The 26634-nt window shown below is 69.8% G+C and carries 23 protein-coding genes; 8 read left to right on the top strand and 15 right to left on the bottom strand.

Going from position 1 to position 26634, the window contains the following annotated elements:
- Nucleotides 1-253: 253 nt before the first annotated feature.
- Entirely contained in the window at nucleotides 254-1879 is a 1626-nt protein-coding gene (locus BN1193_RS08845; protein WP_094770363.1) for a DEAD/DEAH box helicase, read from the top strand.
- 261 nt (nucleotides 1880-2140) lie between these two features.
- Here the strand turns inward: BN1193_RS08845 and BN1193_RS08840 are convergent, their stop codons facing one another.
- The 10 genes from BN1193_RS08840 to BN1193_RS08795 all read right to left on the bottom strand — a co-directional run bounded on the left by BN1193_RS08840 (nucleotide 2141) and on the right by BN1193_RS08795 (nucleotide 11811).
- A complete protein-coding gene (locus BN1193_RS08840; protein WP_040165512.1) occupies nucleotides 2141-3094 on the bottom strand; it encodes an SDR family oxidoreductase in 954 nt (317 codons plus the stop codon).
- Nucleotides 3091-4056, bottom strand: a complete 966-nt coding sequence (locus BN1193_RS08835) for a bile acid:sodium symporter family protein (protein WP_040165510.1) — start codon at nucleotides 4054-4056, stop codon at nucleotides 3091-3093. The genes BN1193_RS08840 and BN1193_RS08835 overlap by 4 nt, the downstream gene beginning before the upstream one ends.
- On the bottom strand, nucleotides 4053-5363 hold the full coding sequence (locus BN1193_RS08830; protein ID WP_040165508.1) for a flavin-containing monooxygenase: 1311 nt from the start codon (nucleotides 5361-5363) through the stop codon (nucleotides 4053-4055). The genes BN1193_RS08835 and BN1193_RS08830 overlap by 4 nt, the downstream gene beginning before the upstream one ends.
- A 61-nt stretch (nucleotides 5364-5424) precedes the next feature.
- The gene (locus tag BN1193_RS18145; protein WP_040165507.1) at nucleotides 5425-6147 is read right to left on the bottom strand and encodes a sulfite exporter TauE/SafE family protein; all 723 of its coding nucleotides are present in this window, start codon (nucleotides 6145-6147) and stop codon (nucleotides 5425-5427) included.
- A 103-nt stretch (nucleotides 6148-6250) separates the two neighbouring features.
- The gene (locus BN1193_RS08820; protein ID WP_040165505.1) at nucleotides 6251-7405 is read right to left on the bottom strand and encodes a mannitol-1-phosphate 5-dehydrogenase; all 1155 of its coding nucleotides are present in this window, start codon (nucleotides 7403-7405) and stop codon (nucleotides 6251-6253) included.
- Nucleotides 7402-7842: a PTS sugar transporter subunit IIA gene (locus tag BN1193_RS08815; protein ID WP_040165503.1), complete on the bottom strand. Its 441-nt coding sequence runs from the start codon at nucleotides 7840-7842 to the stop codon at nucleotides 7402-7404. Before BN1193_RS08815 ends, BN1193_RS08820 begins: the two co-directional genes overlap by 4 nt.
- Nucleotides 7843-7912: 70 nt before the next feature.
- Entirely contained in the window at nucleotides 7913-9532 is a 1620-nt protein-coding gene (locus BN1193_RS08810) for a PTS mannitol transporter subunit IICB (protein WP_040165501.1), read from the bottom strand.
- A complete protein-coding gene (gene ptsP, locus BN1193_RS08805) occupies nucleotides 9529-11199 on the bottom strand; it encodes a phosphoenolpyruvate--protein phosphotransferase (protein ID WP_040165499.1) in 1671 nt (556 codons plus the stop codon). The genes BN1193_RS08810 and ptsP overlap by 4 nt, the downstream gene beginning before the upstream one ends.
- Before the next feature lie 4 nt (nucleotides 11200-11203).
- Entirely contained in the window at nucleotides 11204-11485 is a 282-nt protein-coding gene (locus BN1193_RS08800) for an HPr family phosphocarrier protein (RefSeq protein WP_040165498.1), read from the bottom strand.
- Nucleotides 11482-11811, bottom strand: a complete 330-nt coding sequence (locus BN1193_RS08795; RefSeq protein WP_040165497.1) for a PTS sugar transporter subunit IIB — start codon at nucleotides 11809-11811, stop codon at nucleotides 11482-11484. Before BN1193_RS08795 ends, BN1193_RS08800 begins: the two co-directional genes overlap by 4 nt.
- Before the next feature lie 250 nt (nucleotides 11812-12061).
- Here BN1193_RS08795 and BN1193_RS08790 point away from each other — a divergent pair, with 250 nt between their 5' ends.
- The 5 genes from BN1193_RS08790 (at nucleotide 12062) to BN1193_RS08770 (ending at nucleotide 19019) form a co-directional block, all read left to right on the top strand.
- Nucleotides 12062-13402, top strand: a complete 1341-nt coding sequence (locus tag BN1193_RS08790; protein ID WP_040165496.1) for an ABC transporter substrate-binding protein — start codon at nucleotides 12062-12064, stop codon at nucleotides 13400-13402.
- Between the two features lie 74 nt (nucleotides 13403-13476).
- Nucleotides 13477-14622, top strand: a complete 1146-nt coding sequence (locus tag BN1193_RS08785; protein WP_040165495.1) for a carbohydrate ABC transporter permease — start codon at nucleotides 13477-13479, stop codon at nucleotides 14620-14622.
- A complete protein-coding gene (locus BN1193_RS08780) occupies nucleotides 14619-15581 on the top strand; it encodes a carbohydrate ABC transporter permease (RefSeq protein ID WP_040165494.1) in 963 nt (320 codons plus the stop codon). The genes BN1193_RS08785 and BN1193_RS08780 overlap by 4 nt, the downstream gene beginning before the upstream one ends.
- A gap of 42 nt (nucleotides 15582-15623) precedes the next feature.
- Nucleotides 15624-17030, top strand: a complete 1407-nt coding sequence (locus tag BN1193_RS08775; protein ID WP_040165493.1) for a DHA2 family efflux MFS transporter permease subunit — start codon at nucleotides 15624-15626, stop codon at nucleotides 17028-17030.
- Between the two features lie 93 nt (nucleotides 17031-17123).
- Complete coding sequence (locus tag BN1193_RS08770) at nucleotides 17124-19019, top strand: BglG family transcription antiterminator (protein WP_230206457.1); 1896 nt, start codon at nucleotides 17124-17126, stop codon at nucleotides 19017-19019.
- Between the two features lie 69 nt (nucleotides 19020-19088).
- Here BN1193_RS08770 and BN1193_RS08765 read toward each other — a convergent pair whose 3' ends face one another.
- The 4 genes from BN1193_RS08765 to BN1193_RS08750 form a co-directional block, all read right to left on the bottom strand.
- Nucleotides 19089-19331 (bottom strand): HPr family phosphocarrier protein, encoded by a 243-nt coding sequence (locus BN1193_RS08765; protein WP_040165491.1) that lies wholly within the window; start codon nucleotides 19329-19331, stop codon nucleotides 19089-19091.
- Nucleotides 19328-19912: a GNAT family N-acetyltransferase gene (locus BN1193_RS08760; protein ID WP_052460578.1), complete on the bottom strand. Its 585-nt coding sequence runs from the start codon at nucleotides 19910-19912 to the stop codon at nucleotides 19328-19330. The genes BN1193_RS08765 and BN1193_RS08760 overlap by 4 nt, the downstream gene beginning before the upstream one ends.
- Before the next feature lie 233 nt (nucleotides 19913-20145).
- Entirely contained in the window at nucleotides 20146-21819 is a 1674-nt protein-coding gene (locus BN1193_RS08755; protein WP_040165490.1) for a phospho-sugar mutase, read from the bottom strand.
- Nucleotides 21819-22652 carry a purine-nucleoside phosphorylase gene (locus BN1193_RS08750; RefSeq protein ID WP_040165489.1) on the bottom strand — a complete coding sequence of 278 codons (834 nt, stop codon included), beginning with the start codon at nucleotides 22650-22652 and terminating at the stop codon, nucleotides 21819-21821. The genes BN1193_RS08755 and BN1193_RS08750 overlap by 1 nt, the downstream gene beginning before the upstream one ends.
- A 109-nt stretch (nucleotides 22653-22761) precedes the next feature.
- Between BN1193_RS08750 and BN1193_RS08745 the strand changes: the two genes are divergently transcribed.
- Nucleotides 22762-24213, top strand: a complete 1452-nt coding sequence (locus tag BN1193_RS08745; RefSeq protein WP_040165488.1) for an NAD(P)H-quinone dehydrogenase — start codon at nucleotides 22762-22764, stop codon at nucleotides 24211-24213.
- Between the two features lie 103 nt (nucleotides 24214-24316).
- Here BN1193_RS08745 and BN1193_RS08740 read toward each other — a convergent pair whose 3' ends face one another.
- Nucleotides 24317-26080 (bottom strand): acetyl/propionyl/methylcrotonyl-CoA carboxylase subunit alpha, encoded by a 1764-nt coding sequence (locus BN1193_RS08740; protein WP_040165487.1) that lies wholly within the window; start codon nucleotides 26078-26080, stop codon nucleotides 24317-24319.
- Between the two features lie 146 nt (nucleotides 26081-26226).
- On the opposite strand from BN1193_RS08740, the gene BN1193_RS08735 reads away from it, so the two are divergent.
- Nucleotides 26227-26634: a RidA family protein gene (locus tag BN1193_RS08735; protein WP_040165779.1), complete on the top strand. Its 408-nt coding sequence runs from the start codon at nucleotides 26227-26229 to the stop codon at nucleotides 26632-26634.

Here is a 26634-nt window from a genome sequence, read left to right as displayed (position 1 = left end):
AGGTTTGCGAGCGGGAAGTGCGGAAAGGGAGAGCGTGCGGCAGCGCATCCGGAGCGTGGCAGGGAGCCTGCGGAGGCACACAGGCGGTACGCGGTAGAATGGACACGCGCGCGAGAGCGTGCATCGTCGCGGGTGCGACGCCGGCATTGTCTACCGGCCTACTCCTTCGCCCGGCGCGACGACCGGATGACGACCGTCTTCCCGTCCCGATCTTCCTGATGCCCCGCGCCTCGGAACTCTCGAAAGTTGTCTCATGACCGCTGCCACCGCGCAGTCCACCGTGCCCTCGTTCGCCGATCTCGGCGTCCCCGCACCCCTCATCGCCGTGCTCGCGCGCGCCGACCGCACGTCCCCGTTCCCGATCCAGGCCGCGACGCTCCCGTCGACCCTCCAGGGCCGTGACGTTCTCGGCCGCGGCCGCACCGGCTCCGGCAAGACCCTGGCGTTCGCCATCCCACTCGTGGCCCGTGTGGCTGAGAAGCGTGCCGGATCGTTGCCGAAGGGCCGCCGTCCGCTCGGTCTCGTCCTGGCGCCGACGCGCGAGCTCGCCACCCAGATCGCGGCCGTCGTCACGCCGCTCGCCGACGCGGTGGGCCTGAAGGTCACCACGATCTTCGGCGGCGTCTCACAGAAGCCGCAGGAGAACGCCCTGCGCGCCGGTGTCGACATCGTCATCGCGTGCCCCGGGCGCTTGGACGACCTGATGAAGCAGGGCGTCGCCTCGATGGCGGACGTTGACATCACCGTCCTCGACGAGGCCGACCACATGGCCGACCTCGGCTTCCTGCCGGTCGTCACTCGGATCCTCAACGCCACCCGCCGCGACGCGCAGCGCATGCTGTTCTCCGCGACGCTGGACAACGGCGTTGACAAGCTCGTCAACCGCTTCCTGCATGACCCGGTGCGCCACTCCGTGGACGAGGCGAACTCGCCGGTCGCCGCGATGACGCACCACGTCTTCCACGTCGCCGCCGCCGAGGACAAGACCGCGCTGGTGCGCAAGCTCGCGTCGGGCACCGGACGTCGCGTGCTGTTCATGCGCACCAAGCACCAGGCCAAGAAGCTGGCCAAGCAGCTCACCGCCGCCGGCATTCCGGCCGTGGACCTGCACGGCAACCTCTCCCAGAACGCGCGCGATCGCAACCTCGCCGCGTTCTCCTCGGGCGATGTCCGGGTGCTCGTCGCGACGGACGTCGCCGCGCGCGGCGTGCACGTGGACGATGTCGAGCTCGTCGTGCACGTCGATCCGCCGGCCGAGCACAAGGCGTATCTGCACCGTTCCGGTCGCACCGCGCGTGCCGGCAACGAGGGCGACGTCGCGACGATCGTGCTGCCGGAGCAGCGTCGCGAGACCGCGGACCTGCTGCGCAAGGCGAAGATCTCCGTCACGCCGCAGACCGTGACCGCGGACAGCCCCGCCGTGGCGGAGCTCGTCGGCGAGATCGCGCCCTACGTCGCACCGTCCGCGGGTGCGCCGGGTGCGGGCAACAAGCCCGCCGAGACGCCCGCCGGAACCTCGCAGGGCGCGAACGCCCGCCGCAAGCGGGAGGCCCGTGCCGGCGGTGCCCCCAAGCAGGGTCAGCGTTCGGGCGGTCAGCGTTCGAGTGAGGGCAAGTCCGCCTCCGATGGTGCCGGCGGCGGCCGCAACCGTCGCCGCGGTGGCCGTGGTGGCGCCGGTCAGAGCACGGATGTGGCTCGCTCCGGTGAGCAGCGTCGTTCGGGTGAGCAGCAGCGTTCCGGACAGTCGCGCAACGGCGGCCGTCGCAACGGCCAGGCCGCGCCCGCTCGCGAGGCCGGCTCCCGTCCGGTGCACAGCACCTCGTCTCCGGCCCCGCGCCCGCGCACCTCGCGCCGCGCGTCCTGGTCCGCCGAGGACTGACACAGCAGCAGAACGGAGGCCGTCGCGAATTCGCGACGGCCTCCTTTGCTCTCACTCACGACATGTCGAGCGAGGTTCTTTTGCCGGAGTCGAGAGCGACGGCGGAGACTCGCCTGCGCTCGCTCCCCGAGCCTCGTCCGGACGCTCCCAGGAACGACACCTCCACGCGCACGGAAGTGTCGAAAGCGGGAGCGTCGTGGGGCTTGCTCTCGGTAGCGCCACTTCGGGGGCGCCGGAAGTGCCGGAGGTGGGAGCGATGAGTCAGGAGTGGGCGACGTCGGGATGGGTGGCCAGGTACTCCTCGAATGCCTCGGCCGACGTGCGCGTGGGGGTGAAACCGAAGTCGTGCTTCAGCGACGCGTTCGCGAGCACCGGGCGGTAGCGGAGGAACCCGACGTGTGCGGGGCCGTGCGGAGTGAGACGCAGCGCGTGCGCCACACGCAGACCGAGGGCGAGCGTGCCGGCGGGGACGGTGAGCAGCTTCTTACCCAGGCGTCCGGCGATCTCCGTCACGGTCAGGGCGCCGTCGCCGGCGACGTTGTAGATGCCGGCGGGGCCGTCGGTGGCCGCGCGGACCATGGCGGCCGCGACGTCCGTGACCCAGACGAAGACGAAGGGGGAGTCGGACCCCGCGATGCGGAGGATCCGCGGGCCGTCCCACAGCGCCGTGATCTGGTTGTGGACGGTCGGGCCGAGGATCGTGCCGATGCGGAAGATCACCTGTTCGAGCTCGGGATGCGACACGCGCAGCTCCGCGAGCATCCCCTCGACCAGGCGCTTGTGCCGGGAGTAGGAGAACTCGTCATTGCCACGGACCGGGTCGGACTCGGTGATCCAGGCCGGATTGTCCGGGTGATAGCCGTAAGCCGCACCGGACGAGGACACCACCACGCGACGCACCCCGGCCGCCACGCAGGCGTCGAACACGTTGCGTGACCCGGTGACGTCGACGCGGTACTCGAGGTCCTCGTCGACTCCGGGGTTCACGATCGCGGCGAGGTGAACCACCGTGTCGATGTCGTGCTCGCGCAGCAGTGGCTCCAGGGCGCCCGGCTCGGTGACGTCGCATCGGGCCTCGAGCACGCCGTCCCGCGGAACGGTGGGCGGACGCAGGTCCGCCGCCACCACGATGTCGACGGACGGGTGCCCGGCCAGTGCCGTCACCACGTGCGAACCGAGGAACCCCGCGCCCCCGGTGACGAGCACCCGGGTCACGCTGCAGCCTCGGCAGCCAGCACCGGACCGCGGCCGGTCGGATCGCCCTGCGCGGACCCCGTCCGACGGCGCGTGTGCAGCGCCCAGAGCGAGGCGAGGATGAGTCCCGCGATGATGTCCCAGATGCCCCACCAGCCGGCGACGATCGCCATACCGCCGAGGCCGCCGAAGAACGTGAACACCAGCCCCAGGCCGAGGCCCGCGTTGCGGATGCCGACCTCGAACGTCATCGCCTTGCGTTCGCGGGTGCCGAGGCGTCCGACCACGGCCGTGCCGTAGCCGACCGCCAGGGCGAACGCGTCATGCAGCGTCACCACGATCACGATGAGGCCGAGGACGGAGACGAAGACCGCCCAGTTGCCGATCAGGGCGACGGCGATGAACGCGACCAGGGCGAGGAGGGAGAACCACTTCACGATCGGCTGCATCTTCGCCGCGAACCGGGCGAACCGCGCCCGGATCAGCAGGCCGAGCGCGAACGGCAGGCCGACGATCAGCAGGATCTCCAGCAGCATCTGCCAGGGGTTCAGGGTGACCGCGTGCAGGATCTCCCGCGTGGCCGGATTGAGCGCGCCCCAGAACGCGATCGACAGGGGCATCACGAAGATGTAGAGCAGATTGCCGACGGCGGTCATGGACACGGACAGCGCCACGTTGCCGCCGGAGCGGTGCGTCAGGACCTGGGAGATGTTGCCGGGCGGGCAGCAGGCGACGAGGATCATGCCGAGCGCCATGGATGGGGTCACCGGGAGCACGAACGTCAGCCCGAACGTGACCAGCGGCAGGATCAGCACCTGGGCCAGGATCGCGATGATGAACGGCTTCGGGTGGCGCACCACGACCCGGAAGTCGCGCGGCGCGACATCCAGCGCGATGCCGAACATGATCAGGCCGAGGACGATGTTCAGCGCCACGAGGGAGCCGGGGGTGATCGAGATCGCGTCGATCTGATCGCCGGTCATGCGCGGACCTTCGCCGGCGCGACGAGGGCCTCGGTGGCGGCGCGGACCGCACCGCGGTAGGCGTCCTTGTTGACGTAGTACGACATCCGGTCGAGCCCGAGGTACTTGTAGCCGCCGGTGAGGTCGGGCCACGGCTCATCGCGCACCCGATCGCGGAACGCCGCCGCCTGTGCGGGGGAGCGGTCCAGAGCGCGCAGGTACGCGGCGATGAGCGCCGCCTGCTCGTACCGGCCCTGCCAGCCGATCCCGGACGCCTCGATCATGCCCATCACGTACAGTCCGGTGAACGTGGGCGGGAAGATGTTCAGGAACAGGCTGGGTGCGGCCCCGGTCCAATTCAGCTCGGCGCGGTCCACCATCGGGTAGTCCAGCGTGTAGCCCGTGGCGAGCAGGATCAGGTCGTAGTCACCGGACGACCCGTCCCGGAAGTGCACGGTGTTCCCGTCGAACCGGTCGACGTCGGCGCGCACGTCCAGATCGCCCTGCCCGAGGTGGTTCAGCACCATGGTGTTGACGATGGGGTGGGACTCGTAGATCTTGTAGTCCGGCTTCGGGAAGCCGAAGCGCACCGGATCGCCGGTGAACAGCTTCAGGACACGGGAGTCGATGAACTGCTTGATCGGCGCCGGCAGCGGCTTGCCCTGGTTGAGGGTGTCCGAGGGCTTGCCGAGGAGGTAGCGCGGCACGAAGTAGTACCCGCGTCGCACGCTCATGTCGACGGACGCGGCGTGGTGCACCGCATCGACCGCGATGTCGCAGCCGGAGTTGCCCGCCCCGATGATGAGCACCCGCTTGCCCTCGAGCTGCCGAGCCGACTTGTACGCGCTCGTGTGCATGATCTCGCCATCGAATGAGCCGGGGAACGTCGGCACGTTCGGCTCGGCGAGGGTGCCGTTGGCGAGGATCACGCCGGCGTAGGTGTCCGTCCGCTCGCCGTCCGGACCGCCGGCGGTGACCGACCAGACCGCACCGTCCCGGACGACGTCGGTCACGCGCGTGTTGAAGCGGAAGTGTTCGGTCAGGCCGAACGCGTCCGCGTACTGGCCGAAGTACTCCTTCATCACGGCGTGGCCGGGATAGTCGGCGCGTGAGCGCATCGGGAACTCGGTGAACTCGGTCGTGGTGCGCGAGGAGATCAGGTGCGCCGATTCGTACATCGTCGAGCGAGGGTTCTCGATGTCCCAGAGGCCGCCGACTCCGGTGGAGGCTTCGTAGCCGACGAACGGGATGCCCGCGACATCGAGGGCGCGCGCGGCGGCGAGGCCGGAGGGGCCGGCGCCGATGATGGCGTAGGTGTGGGGGTGCATGTGTCTCCTCGCACGTCGTCGTGCGCCGGGACCGGCCGTGGGGTGCCGGGTCGCCCGTGGGTCAGGGCAGCAGCGCGATGATGCCCCGGATCAGGACCACGAACGCCCCGATCCAGGCGATGGCGAGCATAGCGCGGCGAGCCCAGACGGGGCGGACCCAGCGCATCAGCAGCGACCCGACCACGATGCCCGCCACGGTGACGACCATGCCGGTGACGACGTCGGCCATCGGCAGGGTGGGCAGCCCGCGCAGGGCGACGGACACGGCGCTGAACGCCACGAAGATCACCTGCGCGCTCGCGGCGAAGGATCGTTGCGGCCACCGGTCGCCGACGGCGTGCGCGGCCAGAGCGGGGCCGGACAGTCCGCTGGCCACGTGCATGAACCCGGCGGTGGCACCGGCCGCCACAGCACCGCCGCGACCGCGCAGACCCCGCGCGAGAGCAGGGATCCAGCCGGCGACGAGGGCGAAGAAGGCCATCGCCGCGATCATCAGCAGCAGGGCGGGTTCCGGCAGCCGGGCGACCACCCACGCCCCGAGCGGAGCGGCGAGGAGCCCGGGCACGATGAGCCAGAGCGCGTGCCGCCAGTCGACCTCACGCCAGACGAGCGGAACCGCTGACCCGGACGCGACGAGCGACAGCAGCACGGCCAGGGTGACACCCGCTCCGGCGCCGTACAGCAGCACGAGCGGCCCGAGAAGGACGAGCACGAATCCCAGCCCCGTGATGCGCTGAATGACGGCTGCCACGAACGTGGCGAGGGTGGCGAGGGCGAGGGTCACGCTGTCGATTATTCCGGTGACCGCTCCGGGCGAAATGCGAACCGCGCCCGGATCCCGCCGTCCTGTGGCAGGGTCCGGACGCGGTCGGCGTACGGGATGCGTCTCAGCGCACGGCGGCTGTGCGAGCCTCGAAGATCGCGCGGACGGCGGGGAACAGGGCGTCCTCGGGCGCGAGGCCCGTGACGTCCGCTGCGAGGTCCTCCGGCTCCTCGGTGCCGGCCAGGCGGGCCTGCAGTTCCCGGGACTGCTCGTCGTCGACGTCCGTGAATTCCAGGGCGGCCGCCATCGCCGAAACGAGGGCGGTGGTCGGCAGACCCCGCTCCGCGGAGGCGGCGGCGGGGCCGACGAACCGCTCGTGGCGGGACAGCTTGCGCAGGGGTTGACGTCCGACGCGCCACACCGTGTCCGGCAGCTCCGGGTTGCGGAACCGGTCCAGGATCGTGGCACGGTAGGAGGCCAGGTCCTCTTCCGACAATCCGTGCACGGAATGCAGGAGTGCGCTGGTCTCTTCGAGGGCTTCGCGGACCACGGACTCCACCTCCGGCAGCGCCAGCGCCTCGGCGATCGTGGTCGCCCCGGCGCGTGCACCGAGGTATGCGGTGGCCGCGTGACCGGTGTTCACCGTGAACAGCTTCCGCTCGATGTACGGCGCGAGGTCGTCCACGAAGTGCGCGCCGGGGATGTGCGGCGGCTCGCCCTGGAACGGCTCCTGTTCGATCGCCCACTCGAAGAACGGCTCGACGGTCACGTCGATGCCCTCGCCCGGCGGCTGGGCCGGGACGATGCGGTCCACGGCGGTGTTGGCGAACACCGCGCGGTTCGCGAGGTGCTCCCACTCCGGGCCCGCCTTCGTCACGATCTCCGCACGCAGGGTGTCGGTCGCGTCGATGGCGTTCTCGCAGGCCATCACCTGGAGGGGCGGGCGTCCCGCCTCGCGGGCGCGGATGCCGGCCAGGATGTTGTCCGCGACGAAACGCAGCACGGTCGGTCCGACGGCCGTGGTGACCACGTCCGCCGTGGCGATCTCCTCGGTCAGTCGCTCCGGGTCCGTCGCGCTGTTGACGGCGCGGAATCCGGTGACGACGTGGTCGACGCCACCGGGGCCGGCCTCGTGGACGGTGTACCGATCGGCGGCGTTGATCGCATCGACCAGCGGGGCGGCGACGTCGCTGAAGACGAGCTCATACCCGCCCTCGTGCAGCAGCAGGCCGACGAAGCCGCGGCCGATGTTTCCGGCGCCGAAGTGGACGGCCTTCATTCCTCGTTCACCGACTCGACCAGCGCGTACAGGTCATCGGCAGTGGCCGCGGCCTTGAGGCGGGCGAGGTCGTCCTCGTCCGAGAACAGCAGGGCGATGCGGCTGAGGATCTCCAGGTGCTCGTCCCCCTTGCCGGCGATGCCGACCACGAATGAGACCGGCTCGCCGTCCCAGTCCACGCCGCCGTCGTAGCGGACCAGGGACAGCCCCGAGTTCAGGATCTCGTCCTTTGTCTCGTTGGTGCCGTGGGGGATCGCGAGCTCATTGCCCATGTAGGTGGACACGGTCGCCTCGCGCTGCAGCATGGCGTCGTAGTAGCCGTCCGTGACGGATCCGGCCGCGACGAGGATGTCCGCGGCCTCTTTCATCGCCTCGTGCTGCGAGACGCTTCCGGAGTGGATGCGGACCGATCCGGACCGCAGGATGTTCTCTGACATGTTCTGTCCTTTCACTGACGCGGAATGAAGGCGGGGCGGCGCCGGATGTCCGACGCCGCCCCGGGAGCCGTCAGGCTCCATCCTCCTGCTGCTTGCGGACGAGGTCCACGACCTCGTCGTACTTCGGCGAGTTCATGAAGTTGTCCACCGACACGTGCATCGCGTTCGGGTTCTTCTCCGTGGCCCGCTGGGTGAGCTGGTTCTGCGTGATGACGAGGTCCTCCGTGCCGTCCAGGTTCGCGATGGCCTTGTTCGTGACGGTGACACCGCCGACACCCGCCTTCTTGAACTTGTTGCGCAGGACGCTGGCGCCCATCGCGGAGGAGCCCATGCCGGCATCGCACGCGAACACGATGTTCTCGAGCGGGTGATCCGCCGTGGCCGTGGCGGCGGCGGCACCGGCCGTCGCCGCACCGGCCTCGCCGAGGCCGCCGAGCACCGAGGACTTCTTGCCCTTGTTCGCCTCGGTCTGCGCGATCGCGGCGGACAGGTCGCCGGCGCCCTCCGTGGCGAGGTCGCGCTTGCGACTGCGGAGCAGGAACACCATCGACAGCAGGAACGAGACCGCCGCAGCCAGGACGACCGAGAGCAGGACGACCAGGAGGTTCGGGATGCCCGCCGGGGCGGCCGAGAGGGCCACCGCGATGATCGATCCCGGGGCGGCCGGGAAGGCCAGACCACCGCCGAGCAGAGCGTTCGTCGCGACACCGGTGGCGCCGCCGGCGATGACCGAGATCAGCAGGATCGGCTTCATCAGCACGTACGGGAAGTAGATCTCGTGGATACCACCGAGGAACTGGATGATGATCGCGCCCGGAGCGGAGGCCTTGGCCATGCCGACGCCGAAGAACGAGAAGGCCAGCAGCACGCCGACACCCGGGCCGGGGTTCGCCTCGATGAGGAAGAGGATCGACTTGCCCGTGTCCGCGGCCTGCTGGATGCCGAGAGGCGTGAAGACGCCGTGGTTGATCGCATTGTTCAAGAAGAGGATCTTCGCGGGCTCCACGATGATCGACAGCAGCGGCAGCAGGCCGGCGCTGACCAGCCAACCGACGATCATGCCGAGGAAGTCGCTGACCGCGGTGAAGACCGGACCGAACGCGAAGAAGCCCAGCACGGCCAGGATCAGGCCGAGGATTCCGGCGGAGAAGTTGTTCACCAGCATCTCGAAGCCGGGCTTGAGCTTGCCCTCCCACAGCTTGTCCATCTGCTTGGTGATCCACGCCGCGAGCGGGCCCATCACCATCGCGCCGAGGAACATCGGGATCGTCGTGCCGACGATGACACCCATGGTGGCGATCGTCGCGACCACGCCACCGCGCTCACCGTAGACCATGCGGCCGCCGGTGTTCGCGATCAGCAGCGGCAGCAGGTAGGTCAGCATGGAGCCGACCAGACCGACGTACTGCGGGAACGTCTTGCCGTCGTCGCCGACGGCCAGGGTGGTCAGAGCGTGGCTCCAGCCGATCTGGTCGGCGTTGCCGAAGCCGCCGAGCATGTCTGCGACGGGGTGCCACCACCCCAACCATCCGGTTGCGATGAACAGAGTCGTGATCAGGCCCCACGCGATGAACGCGGCGATGTTGGGCATGATCATGCCGGACAGGAAGGTGCCGAATCGCTGGACTGCGACCTGCGCCTTCTTCGCTCCGCCAGTGCTGGCGGAGCTCGTTGCGGACGCCGATGTCATGCTTCCTTCTCCTTCTTCTCCGCGGCGTCACGCGCCGCGGTTCGGGCTGATGCCGCGTCGTCCGCGGCGAGGGCTGCTCGAGCGATGCGCTGGGCGTCCTCGAGCGTGTACTGGGACAGGGACAGGCGGACGTCGGCGAGGGCCGCCGGCGCCATGGACAAGCTGGTCGCCCCGAGGCCGACCAGCACGACGGCCAGCAGCGGGTCCGCGGCCGCTTCGCCGCAGATGCCGACCGGTTTGCCGGCGTCGGCACCGGCGGTGCCGACGGAGCGCACGAGCTGCAGCACCGCGGGGTGCCACGGACTCTGCAGGGCGGCGACGGATCCGAGCAGGCGATCCGCCGCCATCGTGTACTGCGTGAGGTCGTTCGTGCCGATCGAGGCGAACTCGGTGTGCGCCAGGATCCGATCGGCGATGAGCGCGGCGGAGGGGACTTCGACCATCACCCCGGCCGTGCGGATGCCGAGCTCGTGGGCGAGGTCGGTGAAGTACCGGGTCTCATCCACGGTGGCCACCATCGGCGCCATGACCCACAGGTCCGCGTCGGTGGCCGCGTCCGCGTTCGCGAGAGCGGTGAGCTGATCGCGCAGGATCTGCTCGCGCTCGCGCAGGATGCGGATGCCGCGCATGCCGAGGGCGGGGTTGTCCTCGTCGTCGTCGTTCAGGAACTTCAGCGGCTTGTCCGCTCCGGCGTCCAACGCTCGGACGACGACCTTCTGACCGGGGAACGCCTGCAGCAGCTTCGTGTACGCGGCCTGTTGGTCTTCGACCGTCGGAGCCTCGTCGGCGGACAGGAACAGGAACTCGGTGCGGAACAGGCCCACACCCTCCGCGCCGAGCTCCACCGCACCGGCCGCACCGTCCGGAGAGCCGAGGTTCGCCAGCAGCATCACCGCGGTGCCGTCGGCGAGGGCACCCGGCTTCAGCGGCGCCGCCGCCGCGGCCTTGCGCGCCTCGGCACGGTCGGACGCGGCGGTGAGTTCCGCTTCCGTCGGGTCGGTGACCACCGCACCGTTCTCGGCGTCGACGATGACGGTCTCACCGTCGGTCAGATCCCGCGCGCCGGTGACGCCGACGACCGCGACGATGCCCTTCTCGCGCGCGAGGATCGCGGTGTGCGAGGTGGGGCCGCCATCCGAGGTCACGACGGCGAGCACCTGATCGAGATCCAGCAGCGCCGTGTCGGCGGGGGCGAGATCGCGAGCGACCAGGACGTACGGGTGTCCGGGCTGCGGAAGCCCCGGTGCGGCCACCCCGCGAAGGTCGGCGAGCACCCGCTGGGCGACGTCGTCCAGGTCCGCGGCGCGTTCACCGAGGTACCCGCCGGCCTGGGTGAGCATCTCGCGGAACGCGGCGAACGCATCCACGACGGCCCATTCGGCGGTCGCGCCGTCATCCAGGCGAGCGTCGACCTCCTCGGCGAGCGTCGGGTCCTCGGCGATCATCGCCTGGGCTTCGAGGACGTCCTGCGCGGTTCCGCCCGCGCGGGCTCCTCGGTCCTCGAGCTCGCGGGCGACCACGGCGACGCTCGTGCGGAAGCGCGCCTTCTCGGCCTCGGCGCCCGCCGTGGACGGGGTGTTCTCCGGCTTCGGCAGCGGATCGGAGACACGGGCGACCGGGCCCTGGGCGATGCCCAGGCCGATACCCGATCCGGTGAGAGTCGTCATCGGGTCACTCCGCGTCGATGTCGCTCGCCAGCAGGGCGGCGAGCGCGTCCAGGGCCTCCGCCGCGTTGGGAGCGTCCGCGTCGGTGGACAGCGTGACCTCATCGCCCTGCTCGGCGCCGAGCGCGATCACCGCGAGGATACTGGCGGCGTTGGCCGGCTTGCCCTCGCCCTTGCGGATCGTGATGGGCACGCCGGTGTCCTTGGCGGCCTGGGTGAACAGCTTCGCGGGGCGGGCGTGCAACCCGTGCGAGGAGCCGACGGTGACGGAACGGTCGATGGTGGTCATGATCTTCCTTCCAGGGCGGGCGAGGCGTCCGGGTCGGACGTCTCGAGGACGAACGCGAGCGTGTCGCGTCCGGTGAGATCGCGGATGCACCCCTCGGGGAGGAGTGCGACCGGGGTCGGGGTGAGGTTCTGGCGAACCTCGTCGAGGTGGTCGGCGAGGTGGGGCCCGAGCAGCACGAGGTCGGCGACGTCGGCGTGGGCCGAGATGCTTCCCCAGGTGCCGGGACGGGCACTGAGATCGACGTCGGCCGCGTCCGCAGCACGCTGCAGCCGCTTCGCGACGAACGTGCTGGACGCTCCCGCGCCGCACACGATCAGGATCCTCATCGATCCACCTCCTTCGCCCATCGTGCTCGGCTCACGCTCAGGGAACAACCAGGTTCCTTTCCGCCCCTGCGGAAAATCGATGCCGGACGGGCGGTGTGCGGTGTCCACAATTCCCAGTCCGTTGTCACACTTCGGGACGTAACCTGCAGGTGCGCTCCCTTGGATGCGCACCTGGCCGTCCGCCTGACTCGCTCCATTCCGGGCCGCGACGCCGACCTCCTGCGCAGGCGCGAACTCGCAAGGAGATGACATGGACGTTTCGACCACGCGCAGGATTCTCACCGCAACGGCCACTCTGGGGGTGGGTGTGGCAGTGCTGGCCGGATGCGGTCCGGCCGGCAGCTCGGGAAGCGGCACGGCGGGAAGCGGCGGCGGTCAGACCGTGACGATCTACGCGGCGGACACCGGGACCGAGGCCACGGAGCTCGAGGCGTCCTGGAGCGGATGGGCGAAGCAGGAGGGCATCACGATCCAGTACACCGGCGACAAGGACTTCACCGCGAACATCGCCACGAAGATCCAGAGCAGCGCGCTGCCGGACATCGCCATGTTCCCGCAGCCGGGGCTGCTGGCCAGTGCCGTGCAGACCGGCAAGGTCAAAGAGCTGGACTCCGCGACGGAGGCGAACGTCAAGCAGAACTTCTCCGCTGACTGGCAGCAGTACGTGACCTCGAACGGCAAGCTGTACGGCACGCCCCTGGATGCCTCCGTCAAGGGCTACATCTGGTACTCGCCGAAGCAGTTCAAGCAGTGGGGCGTGCAGGTGCCGACGACCTACGACGAACTGCTCACGTTGACTTCCGCCATCCGGGCCAAGACCGGACAGCCGGCCTGGTGCGCGGGATTCAACTCGGGCACCTCGTCCGGCTGGCCGGGAGCGGACCAGCTCGCCGAGATGGTCCTCGCCGATGCCGGCCCGCAGACGTACGACGCCTGGGTCGCAGGCAAGACGAAGTTCACCGACCCGGCCATCGACGACGCCTTCACCCAACTCGGGAAGATCCTGACCAACCCGGACAACGTCAACGCCGGGATCGGGAACGTGGCGTCGATGAACGCGACGGCGTTCGGCGACGTGGCGACACCGCTCGCGAACGGCAAGTGCGCGATGACGAACCAGGCCACCTTCCTCGAGGCCAGCTTCGCGACCGTGAAGACGGCCGCCGGGAAGACGCCGGTGGTCGGACCGGACGGGGACATCTGGGCGTTCCCGCTGCCGGGCCCGAAGGCGGGCGCCACGGCCGTCGTGGGTGGCGGCGATTTCGCGGCCGCGTTCGACACCAACGCCGCGACGCAGAAGGTGATGCAGTACCTCTCCAGCGCCGACTGGGCGAACAGCCTGATCGGGGTGAACGGCGCGAGCTTCATCAGCGCCAACACCGGGCTGAAGGTCGACGGTGAGAAGGACCCGCTGCTGGCCGGTGCGATCAAGGTGCTGCAGGACCCGAACACCACGTTCCGCTTCGGCGCGGACGACGCGATGCCGAACGTCGTGGAGACGGCGTTCTGGAAGGGCATGGTCGATTGGGTCAACGGGATGAAGCAGGGCGACGTGGAGAAGGAGATCCAGGCGTCGTGGCCGACCGGATGAGCCTCCTCACCGATCCGCGGGCGCACCACGGATCGGCGTAGGGCCGATGTGGAGTGCGATCGAAAGGATTCCTGATGGCTCTGTTCTTCGGGTGGCTCGCCGGGTTGCCCGCCCTCCTCCAGGTGCCCATCGTGATCATCGCGTTCGCCGTCGTGGTGGCGCTGCTGCTGTTCTTCATCGATGTCGCACCACGACCCGGTCGCGGCTACACCGTGGTCCGTCTGGCGGTTGCTCTGCTGGTTCCCCTCGTGCTCGTGCTCGTGTTCGGACTGCAACCGGCAGGGTGGTGGATCGCCATCGTCAGCGTGCTGCTCGGGGGCGGACTCTTCCTGCTGGATGTCCGCTCTGGGCACGGGGGCGGGTTCATCCTGCAGCTGCTGGCCTTCCTCGCCCCCGCGGCTCTGCTGCTGGCGATCGGGCTGGTGTACCCGGCGCTGCAGACGGTGGTGAACGCGTTCGTGAGCAACGACGGGACGCACTTCGTCGGCCTGGAGAACTTCTTCTGGGTGTTCTCCGGCGGCTCCAGTGGCCTGGTCGCGTTCGTGAACACCATCGTCTGGGTCGTGCTGGCACCGATCGCGGCGACCGTGATCGGCCTGGCTTACGCGGCGTTCGTGGACCGCAGCCGCGGCGAGCGGGTGCTCAAGGTGTTCATCTTCATGCCGATGGCGATCTCCCTGGTGGGCGCCTCGATCATCTTCAAGTTCTTCTTCGACTACACCCAGGGACAGCAGATCGGACTGCTGAACCAGCTCGTGGTGATGTTCGGCGGACAACCGGTGAGCTGGCTGCAGAGCTATCCGCTGAACATGCTCCTGCTCATCGTCATCCTGGTGTGGACCCAGGCCGGCTTCGCTATGGTCCTGCTGTCGGCGGCCATCAAGGGCGTCCCCGTGGAGCAGGTCGAGGCCGCCGAACTGGACGGAGCGAACGCCTGGCAGCGGTTCTGGTCGGTGACCGTGCCGACCATCCGGCCCACGCTCATCGTGGTCTGGGTGACCATCTCGATCGTCGCCCTGAAGGTGTACGACATCATCGCGGCCACCACGGGCGGACAGAACGACACGACGGTGCTCGGCTACGAGATGGTCCGCCAGTTCCAGATCCTGCCGCCCCAGTCCGGGCACTCCGCGGCTCTGGCCGTGCTGATCTTCGTGCTGGTGACGCCGTTCATCATCTACAACGCGCGCAACATGCGGAGGCAGGAGCAGCCATCATGACCGTCGCGACGCATCCGGAGGGCCGGCGCTCCCCGTCCTCCGCTGACGACACCCGCCACGGCATCATGCACCGCACGAAGCGGCGGCTGACCAGTCCGTGGGCGACGATCGCGGCGATCATCATCGCCGTCATCTGGACCATCCCGACGTTCGGGCTGTTCGTGTCGTCGTTCCGACCGGCCGCGGACATCACCACCAGCGGCTGGTGGACGGCGTTCGTGCAGCCGGTCTTCACCGTGCAGAACTACATCGACACGCTGAACTTCAACGACACCATCACCGTCGGGCAGTCGTTCCTGAATTCGCTGACCATCTCGATCCCGGCGACGATCTTCCCGATCGTGCTCGCGTTGCTGGCGGCCTACGCGTTCACCTGGATGCGGTTCCGGGGGCGGGACACCCTGTTCATCCTCGTGTTCGCGCTTCAGGTGGTGCCATTGCAGATGGCGCTTGTGCCCCTGCTCAGCCTCTACACGAACGGGGTGAGCGCCTTCGGGCAGCAGGTTTTCACCGGACTCAATCTCGGCTATGCGACCTCGAGCTACGCCGAGGTCTGGATCTCGCACAGCATCTTCGCGCTGCCGTTGGCCATCTTCATCCTGCACAACTCGATCTCCGCCATCCCGAACGACGTCATCGAGGCCGCCACGATGGACGGCGCCGGTCACGCGCAGATGTTCCTGCGGATCGTGCTTCCTCTGTCCACCCCCGCCATCGCGTCCTTCGCGATCTTCCAGTTCCTCTGGGTGTGGAACGATCTGCTCGTCGCGACGATCTTCGCCCCCGGAGCGAACGCGCCGATCACGAAGCTGCTCACCGACCTGTCCGGCACCTACGGCCAGCAGTGGTATCTGCTCTCAGCCGGCACGTTCCTGGCGATCATCGTGCCGCTGATCGTGTTCTTCCTGCTGCAGCGGTTCTTCGTCCGCGGTCTGCTCGCCGGGGCGACGAAGGGCTGAGCCGGGGTGTCGTGATTCTCGTCCGAGGACGAGAGTGGATCCATGTCGCCCACCGATCGTGCTGCGGATGACGCCCTGGATCCCCAGACCCGGCGGATCATCGCCGTGCTCGTGTTCGGCGGAATCGCCGGGATCCTGGACACCACCGTCGTCACGATCGCGTTGCACTCACTCTCGGTCGATCTGCACAGCCCGATCCATGAGATCCAGTGGGTGTCGACGGCGTATCTGCTCGCGCTCGTCGCCGTGATCCCGCTGGCCGGATGGCTGGAGGTCCGGCTCGGGGGCAGGCGGATCTGGCTGATCGCGCTGGGGGTGTTCGTCGTCGGGTCGGCGCTGTGCGCGGCGGCGTGGAACCCGGGCAGTCTCATCGCCTTCCGGGTCCTCCAGGGGCTCGGCGCCGGACTGCTCAGCACACTGATGCAGACCATCGCGGTGCAGGCTGCGGCCGGACGGTCGACGGCGCGGGTGATGGCCTCGATCAGCCTCCCGCTCGGGATCGCGCCGGTGCTCGGACCGGTGCTGGGCGGCCTGATCCTCGCGATCGCCGACTGGCGGTGGGTGTTCCTGATCAATGTGCCGATCTGTCTGATCGGGTTCGTCGCGGCGTGGCGGGTGCTGCCACCCGGGCGGCCGGACGGCGGGTCGTCCGGCCCGCTGGATCTCGCCGGGCTGGCGATGCTGGTCCCGGGGGTCTCGCTGCTGGTGTTCGGTCTCACGCAGACCGTCGACAGCGTCGTGCCGTCCGCGTTGGTCGGGGGAGCGCTCGTGCTCGGGACGGTGCTGCTGGTCGGGTTCGTGATCTGGGCGGTGCGGCGCGACGGCCGCGCGCTGATCCGTGTGCGCCTCCTCACCCGTCGGCGGATCGCCGCGTCCGCGGGCCTGATGTTCCTGCTCGGCGCCTTCATGTTCGGCGGCATCTTCCTGCTGCCGCTGTACTGGCAGATCGAGCGCGGGCAGTCGGTTCTCACCGCCGCCCTGCTGCTCATGCCGCAGGGCATCGGGTCACTGGTGGCACGGTTCCTCGTGGCGCGGACGGTGCTCCGCTTCGGCTCGCGCAACACGGCGATGGTGGCCTTCGTGGTGGTGGCCGTCGCAACCGTGCCGTTCGCGTTCGCCGGGCCGGACACCTCGCCGATCCTGCTGGCCGCGACCCTGCTGGTGCGCGGCCTCGGCATCGGGATGCTGATGGTGCCGCTCACCTCGAACGCCTACGAGACGCTCGAACGGACGGACATCGCGCAGGTCGCCATGCAGACGCGACTGCTGCAGCAGCTCGGCGGAGCGTTCGGGACGGCGAGCGCGGCCGTGCTGCTGCAGGGAGCGACGGTCGCGCTCGGCGCTCCGGCGGCGTTCCGCCTCGCCTTCGGCGGTTTCGTGATCCTCGGAATCTGCGCGGCCGCGGCGACCGTGTGGCTCCCTCGCCGCGCTCCCGTGCCGACGGGATGATTCCGGCTCTTGCGCCCCGGGTCGCGCCGCTTCGGGTCGTCCGACGGGCCGGCGCGGCAGAAGCGGACTAGCATCGGTGCGAGGAGAGTGGCGGTGACCAGACAGAGGCAGGATCGACTTGTGGACCTGCTCGCCCGGGACGGCGGATGGCGCACCGCGACCGAACTGGCCGAGCGACTCGGTGTGACGCCGCGCTCGGTGCGCTCGTACGTCGCGGCCGTGAACGACCGTCTTCCGGGTTCCGTCGCGATCGAGTCCGGACCACAGGGCTATCGGGCGCGGGCGGAGGCGATCGCCGCGCTTCGATCCGAGGACGGCGAACAGACCCCCCGGCAGCGACGCCGGGCGATCGGACGCGCCCTCGTGCTCGCCGATGGGGGCGCGGACGTGTACGACCTGGCCGCGACCCACTACGTCGGAGACGCCACGATCGAGGCCGACCTCGGGTGGGTTCGCGCTCAGGCCGCCGAACGCCAGCTCGGCTGGAGCCGGCGGGGGTCGGTCGTGGCGCTGACCGGTTCGGAGTCCGCTCGGCGCGCACTGCTGCGCGTGCTGCTGCAGGACGATGAGACCGGCTATGACCAGGAGGCGGTGGCGGCGCTTTTCGGCTCCAACGCGATCGAGCAGATCCGTGTGGTCCGCCGCGAACTCAGCGCCCGCCTGGGGTCCGCGGGCTACCTCGTCAATGAGTTCGCCCTCGTCGGGGTCGCGCACGCGGTCGCCGTCGCGGTGTGGCGCAGTCGCGACGGGCACCTCGTCGAGACCGCGGCCCCCCTCGAGCCGGACCCGCTCGCGGCGATCGTGACGCGCACCGCGACCGACGTACTGGATGCCGACCTGCCCGCCGTGGAGGCCGCGTTCCTGGCCGAGGTGCTGCGTGTGCGCGGTGCGGCCGCGATCGCCGGGACCGCCGAGGAGACGGAGATCGACGGCGACGCCGAGCTCACCGCGCAGCTGCGCGAGATCCTGGACCGCACGACGACGCGCTTCGGTGTGCCGCGGGTCGCGGACAGCGTCCTGGTGCGCCTGGTGGCCCACGTGCACCACCTGCGCTCGCGCGCCGGGGGTGGGGAGTGGTCCCGCAACCCGCTCACCCGCACGCTGAAGACGTCGTATCCGCTGCTGTTCGACGTCGCCGTTTCGCTCGCGACAGGCCTATATGAACGCTTCGGCATACCTGTCCACGATGACGAGGTGGCGTACCTCGCGATGCACATCGGCGGACAGTGGGAGCGGGAACGCTCGTTGGAGAACCGCCTGACCGCGACGCTCGTCTGCCCCGGCTACTACGAGATGCATGAGTTGCTGCGCTCGAACATCGAGCAGACCCTCGGTTCGGTTCTCACGATCACGGATGTCCGGACCGGCATGGACCCGGTGGAGACGCCCGGCACGGACATGGTGCTGACCACGATCGAGAAGGACGCCTCCGCCGGCGAGGTCGTGCACATCTCCCCGTTCTTCACCGACCTCGACGCGGAGCGCGTGATGGGCGCGGTGGCGCGCATCCGGCGCGGGCGGCGGCTGTCCCACCTGCGCGCCGAACTCGGGCACTGGTTCGTGCCGTCGGCGTTCGTCCGTGGGCTCGACCCGCATGAGGACGAGGAGACCGTGATCCGGCGCCTCGGCGCGCTGCTGATCGCGGACGGCGTGATCGATGCGGACTACATCGAAGCGGCGGTGCGGCGCGAGCGGGCGTCATCCACGGCGTTCACCGAGACCCTTGCGGTGCCGCACGGACTCGGAATGACGGCGACGCGGACGGCGATCGCGATCGCCGTGTCCGAATCCAGCGTGCCGTGGGGGGACGGTCGCGTGCAGGTCGTCGCACTGGTCGCGTTCAGCGAGAGCGATCGTGAGGCGTTCCAGACCGTGTTCGACCAGTTCGTCGAGGTCTTCTCCGACCCGGCCGTGGTGCAGACCCTGGTCCGCCGCGCCGTCGACTTCCCCTCCTTCCTGGAGCAGCTCGCCGCCGTCATCGAGGGCTGAGTCGGCATCGGTCCTCGGCTTCGCGCCGGCGGACCGAAACGGCGCGCGCCGCTCTCCGAAGGCGGTCGCTCAGGACGGGCTGCGCAGGAGTGCGGCGATGTCGTCGCACAGGACGGGGTCGGCGGCGGTGATCGTCACGTCGTCGCCGGCGTGGAGATCCGCCGCCATGAGAGCGAGCACGCTCGCCGCGTCGATGGTCCCGGTGGGGGTCGCGAGCGACACCGGGGTGGGTCCGGCGAGGGCACGGTCGGCGATGGCGGCCGCCGGACGTGCGTGCAGGTCCGCGCCGAGGGTCACCGACACCGTGGTCATCGCGTCAACCGGGCGAGCAGACCCTGCCGAACGGTGGGCCACTCGTGCGGCAGGATCGAGTACGCCGCGGTGTCTCGCAGAGTCCCGTCCGGACCGTAGCGGTGGTTGCGCAGGATCCCGTCGAGCTTCGCGCCGAGACGCTCGATCGCGGCGCGGGAGCGCCGGTTGTGGAAGTGCGAGCGGAACTCGACGGCGATGACCTCGCACTCCTCGAACGCGTACGTCAGCATCAGCAGCTTCGCCTCGGTGTTGATCGGCGTGCGCTGCGCGGACGGGGCGAGCCAGGTGTACCCGATCTCGGTGCGCGGGCTGGCGAGGTCCAGGTTGCAGAACGTGGTCTCGCCGACGAGCCGGCCGTCGTCCAGGCGTCGAGTGACGAACGGGTTCATCGTGCCGGCGTCGCGCTTGGCCAGGCGCTCGGCGACGTCGTCCGCGAGGGTCACCGGCGTGGGAACGGTGGTGAACCAGAGGTCTTCGTGGGGTTCGGCGACCGCTTCACGCAATTCGAACACGTGGTCCGGACGCAACGGCTCGAGGCGGACATGGGTTCCGGACAGCGTCACGAGTGCATCGAGGGTCACGAACCGAGTCTATGGTCGGCGGTCGCTGCAACGCCCGACTTCGGCGGCTCGGCCCGGGCCCGGCGGCTTGACCCGAGTCCGGCGGCTTGGTGCGGCTGCGCCCCGTGGTTGTGCAGGAAGCACGCGGTTGCGCAGGACCGGTCGACAGCCGAACCGCGAAACGACGGGGCAGCCCGTCCTGCGCAACTACTAAGCGTCCTGCGGAACCCGGGGGATCCTGCAGAACCCGGGGGTCAGCTGCGGGCGGCGAGGAGGGTGCGGACGGCGGATTCCAGGGTGGCGATCCGATCGGCGGACGCTGCGGCGGAGTCGGCGCGGGCGTCCAGGTACACCTTGAGCTTGGGCTCGGTGCCGCTCGGACGCACGACGATGCGCGAGCCGGAGGCGAGGCGGTAGCGCAGCACGTCCCCGGACGGGGTGCCCGCGGGTGCCTGCAGCAGGTCCTCGGCGGAGCCGACCGCATCGTCGCCGAACGACGTCGGGGCATCCGCGCGCAGAGACGCCATCACGCGGCTGATGATCGACAGATCCTCGACGCGGATCGACACCTGCCCGGATGCGAAGTGACCGAACGTGTCACCGAATTCGGTGAGGAGATCCGCGACCGTGCGGCCTTCGCCGCGGGCCTCGGAAGCGAAACCGAGGAACGCGACGGCGGCGGAGATGCCGTCCTTGTCGCGCACCGTGTCCGGGTTGACCAGGTACCCGAGGGCCTCCTCGAAACCGAACGCGATGCCGGGCGCGCGCGAGATCCACTTGAAGCCGGTCAGGGTCTCGTGGAAGTCGAGGCCGTAGTGTTCGGCGACCGCGCCGAGTCCGGGGGAGGACACCAGCGAGCAAGCCAGCGATGCGCGGGGCGTGCCCTGCGCGAGGCGCGCATTGCGCCACCCCAGCAGCAGTCCCACCTCGTTGCCGGACAGCCGTCGCCAGCCGCCGGCGACGTCGGCGGGGATGGCGACGGCGAGACGGTCCGCGTCCGGATCGTTGGCGATGATCAGCTCGGCACCGGACGCACGGGCGGTCTCGAACGCGAGATCCATCGCGCCGGGCTCCTCCGGGTTGGGGAAGGACACCGTCGGGAACCGGCCGTCCGGCTCGATCTGTGCGGCGACCAGCTCGGGGGCCGGATAGCCGGCGCGCTCGACGATCTTCGCGATCGTCTCGTAGCCGACACCGTGCATGGCCGTGTACGCCCAGCGCAGGCCCTCGGCTCCGGGCGGCGCGGGGGCGACGGCGGCGGTCGCGGCGACGTAGGCGTCCACGATGGACTCGTCAGCGATCTCGTAGTCATCCGAACGCGGCAGGTCCGGCACACGGAGCGTCTCGGCGACGCGCTCGATGTGCGCGGCGATCTCGGCGTCGGCGGGCGAGACGATCTGGCTGCCGTGATCCGCGCCGCCGAGGTAGACCTTGTAGCCGTTGTCATCCGGCGGATTGTGGCTCGCGGTGACCATGACGCCCGCGTCGGCGTCGAGCTCGCGGACGGCGAAGGCCAGCACCGGAGTGGGCAGGAGGCGGGGCAGCAGGATGGCACGGAGGCCGGCGCCGGCGAACAGGGCGGCGGAGTCCTCGGCGAACACGCGCGAGTTGCGCCGCCCGTCATAGCCGATGACGACCGTCGGGGTGCCGTCGGCGCGCTCGTTCAGGTACGCGGCGAAGCCCGCGGCCGCCTGCGAGACGAGAACCCGGTTCATCCGGTTCGAACCGGCGGCGAGGCGTCCGCGCAGTCCCGCGGTGCCGAACTGCAGACGCGCGTCGAAGCGATCCACGAGGTCCGCGCCCGCGTCGCCGTCGCCGGCCTCGGCGGCGTCGATGAGCCCGTCCAGCTCGCCGGCGGTGACCTCGTCCGGGTCCTGCGCGCGCCAGTCGCGTGCGCGACGGACGGCCTCGGTGGTGTCGATCGTCATCACAGTTCTCCGATCACGCGGGCGAGCAAGTCGGAGATGACCGGCTCGGCCTCCCGGCCGGCCTCGATGACCTCCTGGTGGCTGAGCGGGGTGTCCTGAATGCCGGCGGCCAGGTTCGTGATCAGCGAGAAGCCGAGGATCTCCATGCCGGACTGGCGGGCGGCGATCGCTTCGAGGGCCGTGGACATCCCGCAGATGTGGCCGCCGATGATCTTCGCCATCTGCACCTCCGCGGGCGTCTCGTAGTGGGGGCCTCGGAACTGCACGTACACTCCGTCATCGAGCGAGGAGTCCACTGTGCGAGCGACCGCGCGCAGCCGTGCGCTGTACAGATCGGTCAGGTCGACGAAGTTCGCGCCCTCAATGGGAGAGTCCATCGTGAGGTTGATGTGGTCGCTGATCAGCACCGGCTGCCCGGGCTTCCAGGACGTCTTGATGCCGCCGGCACCATTGGTGAGCACCATGATCTTCGCGCCGGTCGCGGCGGCGGTGCGCACGCTGTGCACCGTGCGTCGAACGCCGTGGCCCTCGTAGTAGTGGGTGCGCGCGCCGATGACGAGCACGTTCTTGCCCCCGGGCGTCCGGACGCTGCGGAGCGTACCGACGTGCCCCTCCAGCGCGGGCTTGGAGAAGCCGGTGACCTCGGTCGCCGGAATCGTGGCGATCGTCTCGCCGATGAGCTCCGCGGCCTTGCCCCAGCCGCTGCCGAGCGTGAGGGCGATGTCGTGGTGGTCGACTCCGGTGAGGCGCGCGATGTCGGCGGCGGCCTCGGCGGCGACGGCGAACGGGTCTGCGGTCGGATCGTCGAGGGGATTGAGAACGTTCTCTGGCATCCCCCCAGAATAGGAACCCTCGCTCACCGGTGCCAGAGCGCCACGACGCTCATTCGCGCGCGGCGCCGCTCCGGCGCGGGTGGCGGCCCGGATCTGGGAGGATGGAGCAATGAGTTCTCTCTCGTTCGAGCGCACACAGTCCGTCGCGATCGTCGGCGGCGGCCCGGGCGGGTATGAGGCGGCTCTCGCCGCGGCTCAGCTGGGCGCGGACGTCACCCTCATCGAGCGCGCGGGCGTCGGCGGCTCCGCCGTGATGACGGACGTCGTTCCGTCGAAATCGCTGATCGCGACGGCCGACGCCGCCGTGGCGATCTCCGAGGCCGGGGACCTCGGCGTGCAGTTCTACGCCAAGGGCGAGCACGGTCGTCCGCTCAAGCCGCAGGTCGCCATCAATCTCGCCGCGGTGAACAAGCGCCTGCTCTCGCTCGCACGCCAGCAGTCCGACGACATGCGCACCTCGCTGGTCGAGGCCGGCGTGAAGATCATCTCCGGCCATGGCCGTCTCGAGGGTGATCACGCCGTCATCGTCTCGACCGACGAGGGTGGCACGGACTTCGATCGCATCGAGGCGGACACCCTGGTCGTCTCGGTCGGCGCCTCGCCACGCCGGCTGCCCTCGGCGATGCCGGACGGCGAGCGCATCCTCACCTGGACCCAGCTGTACGACATGAAGGCGCTCCCCGAGCACCTGATCGTCGTCGGGTCCGGTGTCACCGGTGCCGAGTTCGCGTCCGCCTACATGAACCTCGGAGCGAAGGTCACGCTGATCTCCTCGCGCGAGCAGATCCTGCCGAGTGAGGACCGGGATGCCGCGGCCGTCCTGGAGAAGGTGTTCAAGCGCGGTGGCATGTCCGTCATGAACAAGTCGCGCGCCCAGGGTGTCGAGCGCACCGCGGACGGCGTGCTGGTGACGCTCGCCGACGGCCGCACCGTCGAGGGCAGCCACTGCCTGCTCGCGGTCGGTTCCATCCCGAACACGGCCGGCATCGGCCTCGCGGAGGCGGGCGTTCAGCTCACCGACTCCGGTCACATCGCCGTCAACCGCGTCGCGCGCACGTCGGTGCCCAACATCTATGCCGCGGGCGACTGCACCGACTTCCTGCCGCTGGCCTCGGTCGCCTCGATGCAGGGCCGCACCGCCGTCTTCCACGCGCTCGGGGACATCGTGATCCCGCTCGAGCAGCGCCGGATCACGGCCAACATCTTCACCGCCCCCGAGGTGGCGTCGGTCGGCTTCAGCGAGCAGGACGTTCTGGACGGCAAGATCAACGGCGTCGTGCACAAGCTGCCGCTGGCGTCGAACCCGCGCGCGAAGATGATCGGCATGAAGGACGGCTTCGTCAAGCTCATCGCTCGGCAGGGGTCCGGAACCGTCATCGGCGGCGTCATCGTCGCCCCGCGCGCATCCGAGCTGATCTACCCGATCGCGATCGCGGTCGAGCGTCGCATGACCGTGGACCAGGTGTCCCGCGTGTTCGCGGTATACCCGTCGCTGTCCGGCTCGATCACGGACGCCGCCCGCGCCATGCACCTGGTGAACCGGGACGACGCGATTCTGTGAGTTCGGGGCCCGACCTCGCCGGCCGACCGGCGGCACCCGAGCCTATCGCCGCAAACGCGTGAGGCCGGTCCGAAAAGGACCGGCCTCACGCGTTCGCGTCGTGTCAGTTGATGGTGAGCAGCTGGTGTCCCGCGGGCACCGTCTCGCCCGGGTTGGCGGTGATCGTGCCGATCACGCCGTCCTTGTGAGCCTGGATCGGCTGCTCCATCTTCATCGCCTCGAGCACGAGCACCAGGTCGCCCTTGACGACCGGCTGGCCCTCCGCGACGGCGACCTTGACGACCGTGGCCTGCATCGGCGACTTCACCGCGTCACCGGAGGCACCGGCGGACGCGGACGACGCGTGCGATCGGCGCGACGGCGGAACCGCCGCGGGACGACCGGCGCCGGCGGTGGAGACCACGCGGTCCGGCAGGCTGACCTCGATGCGCTTGCCGCCGACCTCGACGACCACGCTGTGGCGCTTGCCGGCCTCTTCCGGGGCGTCCAGTTCGCCGTCCCAGGCGGGAATGTCGTTGACGAACTCCGTCTCGATCCAGCGCGTGTAGACGCCGAACTCACCGTTCTCGGCGGTGAACGCGGGGTCGCGCACCACCTTGCGGTGGAACGGCAGCACCGTCGGCAGCCCCGCGACCTCGAATTCGTCCAGGGCGCGGCGGGCGCGCGAGAGAGCCTCGGCGCGGTCGGTGCCGGTGATGATGATCTTCGCCAGCAGGGAGTCGAACGCCCCGGAGACGGAATCTCCCGCGGTGACACCGGAGTCCAGGCGGATGCCGGGGCCGCCGAAGGTCTTGAACACCTTCACCGGTCCGGGCTGGGGCAGGAAGTTGCGGCCCGGGTCCTCACCGTTGATGCGGAACTCGATGGAGTGGCCCTGCGGTTCCGGGTCGCCGTAGTCCAGCGTGCCGCCGGACGCGATGCGGAACTGCTCGCGGACCAGGTCGAGGCCGGTGACCTCTTCGGAAACCGGGTGCTCGACCTGCAGCCGAGTGTTCACCTCGAGGAAGGAGACCGTGCCGTCCGCGCCGATGAGGAACTCGCAGGTACCGGCACCGACATAGCCGACCTCTTTCAGGATTGCCTTGGACGCGGAGTAGAGCAGCTCGATCTGCGCGTCGGTGAGGAAGGGCGCGGGCGCCTCCTCGACGAGCTTCTGGTTGCGGCGCTGCAGCGAGCAGTCGCGCGTGGAGACCACGACGACGTTGCCGCTGGCGTCGGCGAGGCACTGCGTCTCGACGTGGCGCGGCTTGTCCAGGAACTTCTCCACGAAGCACTCGCCACGGCCGAAGGCGGCGACGGCCTCACGGGTGGCGGACTCGAACAGGTCCGGGATCTCCTCGATCGTGCGGGCGACCTTCAGTCCCCGTCCACCGCCACCGTAGGCGGCCTTGATGGCGACGGGGAGCCCGTACTCCTCGGCGAACGCGACGACCTCATCGGCGCCGGCCACCGTGCCCTGCGTGCCGGGAGCCAGCGGAGCGCCGACCTTCTCGGCGACGTGGCGCGCGGTGACCTTGTCGCCGAGGGCCTCGATGGCCTCCGGTGACGGGCCGATCCAGGTCATCCCCGCCGCGATGACGGCGCGGGCGAACTCGGCGTTCTCGGCGAGGAAGCCGTAGCCGGGATGGACCGCGTCAGCCCCGGCGCGCCGGGCGACGGAGAGCAGCTTGTCGATGACGAGGTACGTCTCGGCGCTGGTCGTGCCGTCGAGGGCGTAAGCCTCGTCAGCCAGTTTCGCGTGCATCGCATCGCGGTCCTGGTCGGCGTACACGGCGACGGACGCGATTCCCGCGTCACGGGCCGCCCGGATGATACGAACGGCGATCTCTCCGCGGTTGGCGATCAAGACCTTCGCGATTTCAGGCATGGATGCCAGCCTACCGACGCCGGGCCTCCGACCTTTGAGGACACTCCACAAGGTTTCGCCGACTTCTTCTCCGATGTCTACCAATTGTTCGTCCCATGTTCGTGCCCGTTTTGCGCCGGCCGCCGGTCGCGGGCGAGGGTGGGCTCATGACCAGTGCCGTCCAGCTCATCCGTGCCGCCGATCTGTCCGATGTCGCGCAGTACGCGTACGCCGCGACCGCCCCGCGGGAGGCCCGCCTGATCTTCCTCGCCGGGGCGTGCCCACTCGATGTGGACGGCACCACACTGGCGGTCGGGGACTATGCCGGGCAGGCCGCCGTGTGCGTGCAGACACTCACGCGGGCCCTCGCCGCGGCGGGCGCTGAGCTGACCGACGTGATCAGCACCCGGGTGCTCGTCGCCTCATCGGCCCAGGCCGACCTCGTTGCGGCGCGGGACGTCGTGGCAGCGGCGTTCGGGGACCACGACGTGCCGAGCACGCTGCTGGGTGTGACCGTGCTCGGCTACACCGACCAACTGGTGGAGATCGAGGCCGTCGCGGCCGTCATGGACTGA

The sequence above is a fragment of the Microbacterium gorillae genome (assembly GCF_000826185.2).
In the GTDB taxonomy this organism is placed as follows: Bacteria; Actinomycetota; Actinomycetes; order Actinomycetales; family Microbacteriaceae; genus Microbacterium; species Microbacterium gorillae.
This window is presented reverse-complemented; position numbering and strand designations above follow the sequence as displayed.

Coding starts and splice junctions, on each gene's coding strand:
- BN1193_RS08845 (WP_094770363.1), top strand. CDS start 254: ATGACCGCTGCCACCGCGCAGTCCACCGTGCCCTCGTTCGCCGATCTC.
- BN1193_RS08835 (WP_040165510.1), bottom strand. CDS start 4,056: ATGACCGGCGATCAGATCGACGCGATCTCGATCACCCCCGGCTCCCTC.
- BN1193_RS08830 (WP_040165508.1), bottom strand. CDS start 5,363: ATGCACCCCCACACCTACGCCATCATCGGCGCCGGCCCCTCCGGCCTC.
- BN1193_RS08820 (WP_040165505.1), bottom strand. CDS start 7,405: ATGAAGGCCGTCCACTTCGGCGCCGGAAACATCGGCCGCGGCTTCGTC.
- BN1193_RS08815 (WP_040165503.1), bottom strand. CDS start 7,842: ATGTCAGAGAACATCCTGCGGTCCGGATCGGTCCGCATCCACTCCGGA.
- BN1193_RS08810 (WP_040165501.1), bottom strand. CDS start 9,532: ATGACATCGGCGTCCGCAACGAGCTCCGCCAGCACTGGCGGAGCGAAG.
- ptsP (WP_040165499.1), bottom strand. CDS start 11,199: ATGACGACTCTCACCGGATCGGGTATCGGCCTGGGCATCGCCCAGGGC.
- BN1193_RS08800 (WP_040165498.1), bottom strand. CDS start 11,485: ATGACCACCATCGACCGTTCCGTCACCGTCGGCTCCTCGCACGGGTTG.
- BN1193_RS08795 (WP_040165497.1), bottom strand. CDS start 11,811: ATGAGGATCCTGATCGTGTGCGGCGCGGGAGCGTCCAGCACGTTCGTC.
- BN1193_RS08790 (WP_040165496.1), top strand. CDS start 12,062: ATGGACGTTTCGACCACGCGCAGGATTCTCACCGCAACGGCCACTCTG.
- BN1193_RS08785 (WP_040165495.1), top strand. CDS start 13,477: ATGGCTCTGTTCTTCGGGTGGCTCGCCGGGTTGCCCGCCCTCCTCCAG.
- BN1193_RS08780 (WP_040165494.1), top strand. CDS start 14,619: ATGACCGTCGCGACGCATCCGGAGGGCCGGCGCTCCCCGTCCTCCGCT.
- BN1193_RS08775 (WP_040165493.1), top strand. CDS start 15,624: ATGTCGCCCACCGATCGTGCTGCGGATGACGCCCTGGATCCCCAGACC.
- BN1193_RS08765 (WP_040165491.1), bottom strand. CDS start 19,331: ATGACCACGGTGTCGGTGACCCTCGGCGCGGACCTGCACGCACGTCCG.
- BN1193_RS08755 (WP_040165490.1), bottom strand. CDS start 21,819: ATGACGATCGACACCACCGAGGCCGTCCGTCGCGCACGCGACTGGCGC.
- BN1193_RS08750 (WP_040165489.1), bottom strand. CDS start 22,652: ATGCCAGAGAACGTTCTCAATCCCCTCGACGATCCGACCGCAGACCCG.
- BN1193_RS08745 (WP_040165488.1), top strand. CDS start 22,762: ATGAGTTCTCTCTCGTTCGAGCGCACACAGTCCGTCGCGATCGTCGGC.
- BN1193_RS08740 (WP_040165487.1), bottom strand. CDS start 26,080: ATGCCTGAAATCGCGAAGGTCTTGATCGCCAACCGCGGAGAGATCGCC.
- BN1193_RS08735 (WP_040165779.1), top strand. CDS start 26,227: ATGACCAGTGCCGTCCAGCTCATCCGTGCCGCCGATCTGTCCGATGTC.